At 63.0% G+C, this 2,617-nt stretch carries 2 protein-coding genes and 1 pseudogene; all 3 read left to right on the top strand.

Features of this window, described 5'->3' with window-relative positions; genetic code table 11:
* Positions 1 to 284 (top strand): annotated as a pseudogene (locus A5698_RS29390) (hypothetical protein); the annotation flags it as partial.
* Between the two features lie 203 nt (positions 285 to 487).
* A complete protein-coding gene (locus A5698_RS10145; RefSeq protein ID WP_231967369.1) occupies positions 488 to 1,402 on the top strand; it encodes an ESX-1 system-associated protein in 915 nt (304 codons plus the stop codon).
* Positions 1,403 to 1,405: 3 nt separating this feature from the next.
* Positions 1,406 to 2,617, top strand: a 1,212-nt coding sequence (locus A5698_RS29965) for a WXG100-like domain-containing protein (RefSeq protein ID WP_502688903.1), incomplete at its 3' end; no start/stop codon positions are given.

Below are 2,617 nucleotides of genomic sequence, written 5' to 3'. Positions count from 1 at the left end.
TGGGCGCGATGATGCCGATGGCGCAGCAGGCTGTTCAGGCGACGACGCAAGCGGCCGGGATGGCGGGTTCAGTTCCGCAGTCGATGACGCAAGGCGTGCAGCAGGCGGTCCAGCAGGGCGGGCAGCTGATGGGGGTGGCGGGCGCGGACGCGCCCGAACGGGCCGGAGAGTTGCAGGCGGAACCGGCAGCAGCACCTGGAAACTCGAATGTTGAAACAGTACCTGGGGTTTCGCCGTCCGAGTCCCGGTCTTCCGTCGAGGAGGAACCGGGGACGGCCTTGTGAGCTTTCCGCCACCGCCTGAAGGTCCGCCACCCGGGAATTCGGTTCCGCCGCAGGGCTATCCGGGACCGTACGGGCCGCCGCAGCAGCAGCCGCCGTGGCCGCAGCAGTGGCAGCCGGGCCCGCCGCCAAAGAAGCGCGGTAACGCGTGGAAGTGGGCGCTTGGCGGCATCGCCCTGCTCGCCGTCATCGGAGTCACTGCGGCAGTGACGATTTCGGTTACCTCCGATCGCGGCGACGAACGCGATCCGGGCCCGTCGGGTGAGACTTACGGTCTAGCAAGCGCCGACGACACAGGTCCGGTCAACATCATCACGGAAGACCCTACGTGCGCCGCATGGACGCCGATCAATGAAGGACTGGCAAAAGCCCAACGAAACGGATGGGAGAGAATCGACCGATCTATCCGCGCTTCGGATTGGTCACCTGAACAACGGGCGCAATACGTCGCTGTCGGACGAGCGATGCTAGATGCCGCCGACCAGACGGAGCGCTTGGTTCGCATGACCCCGCACAGAGCTATGCGTCTACTGTTCGATCAGTTCATCGCCTATGCGCGGGCGTATAACGAGGCAATACCCACCTACTCTCCGCCCGCCAACTACTTGGCTACCGTCGCGGCCGACGCGTCATCATCAATTGGGAATATCTGCGCCACCATCGCCTATGGGTCTGCGCAGACCTGGTCTTCGTCAGTCCCGTCCGTCGCTCCCCCATTGCAGTTACCGCCACTGCAGGATCCCAACAACGCAAGGCCTTTCTTATCCGTACCTGATAAGACATGCCCGCAGTGGGAGCCCCTTCTCATACGCTTTAAAGCGGATACCCAGTCTTGGGCCACCGTTGATGCAAACAAGCCCGCAACACAGTGGACGCCGGAGCAGCGATCTTCTGCGGAAGCGCTCATCCCTGTCATAGAAAACTTTGCGGAAGATGTTGAAAGACTGGGCCGCCAGAGCGCGAACGGAGTCCTGCAGGATTTTGCTGTCTTGGCCGCCCAGTACCGCCGCGCTTTTGCCCAGGCACTACCGAATTACAGCCCCGCTGACTCGTACCTTTCGGCGGTGGCTGTCGACCTTACTAACCTGATATTTGATGCGTGCAAGGCTGTTGGGGACTAACCGGTGGGTATTCGCAGGCCTCCTGACCCATACGGCTTGACTGCGCCGCCAGCGTGGCCCGAAGCGGACGAAGACGCCCTACGTCTGTCCGCAGGCACGTTCGAAGGTGCATCGAAATCCGTTGATGCCAAATATGATCTGGTGAAGCAGGAACAGGCGAAAGTATTTGGCGGCGTCGGGCTCTGGTCTGGAATCGCAGCGAGCACGGCTAGCGCAGCTCTCGCTGAGCGAATCCTCGATCTTGAAGACGTGAAGCGAAACCTCGATGCCGCCGCAAATTTTCTTCACAAGAGCGCTGAAACGATCATTTCAACGAAAACTCAGATTACGAGCAACGTCGAGATAGCCAACGCAATCCTTGCCTGGATCGAGTCCAACCCCGACATACCCGAGGGTGCGAAGCAGTCCGCACTTGCAGAGGGAATAGCCGCTGTCCGTCAAGAGAACGCATCGCTCGTCACAACAGCTGCGTCCGAGATCTCGACGGTGAGGACGCCTCTCTCAGCGGACGCAGGGAAACCAGCGGACGTATCCTTCTTCCACGGAGCAGGGTCCGACGGCGGGCCGACCGTCAGCCCCGCAGGTCGCATCTCTGGCGTCGGTGGTGATGACCTTGTTCAGAGCCCGCCTCCCGGAATCCCAACGGCGCCCGGTGCGCCGTTGCCAGCTAATAGCGGTATGAGTGAGGTCGGCGGAAGTGAGGCGGTAGATGATCCCGCGCCCGGTTTTCCACCGGTTAATGCACCTGGGCGAGTGACCTCTGATCTGGGGAGGATAGGTGGCGAGGATGTCGTCGGACAACCACCGGTTCTAGACACGCGGCCATCACCCGCGATGCCCGGAATCCCCGGCGCGCCAGGAACTCCCGCACCTCCGCGCATAAGTGCTCCGGTCAGGCCCATGTCGAGCGGCGGCTCGCCCACACCATCAGCTCCGTCAACGCCACCCGCACCCAGCACGCCTAGCACCGTCAACCCTGCAGCCACAGTGCCGGCGCAGGCACAGCTGGCCGATCTCCAACGCACCATGGCAGAGTCAGCCGCCAAAGCTGTTGCACAAGCACCGATTCCACCACCGCAGTCGGTGCCCGCAGCCGCCGCCCCAGCCGTACAGCCTTCCAGCCTCGCCGCGATCGCCGACACACCGCCGTCGCCACCGCCGCCCGCTCAAACTCCGACTGCCGCCGGTGCAAGCGCGCCCACCGGCCAAGCGCCC

Source organism: Mycobacterium sp. E136 (genome assembly GCF_001666865.1).
Taxonomy (GTDB): domain Bacteria; phylum Actinomycetota; class Actinomycetes; order Mycobacteriales; family Mycobacteriaceae; genus Mycobacterium.
The sequence above is the reverse complement of the archived record's forward strand: the minus strand, read 5'-3'. Positions and strand labels throughout refer to the sequence as shown.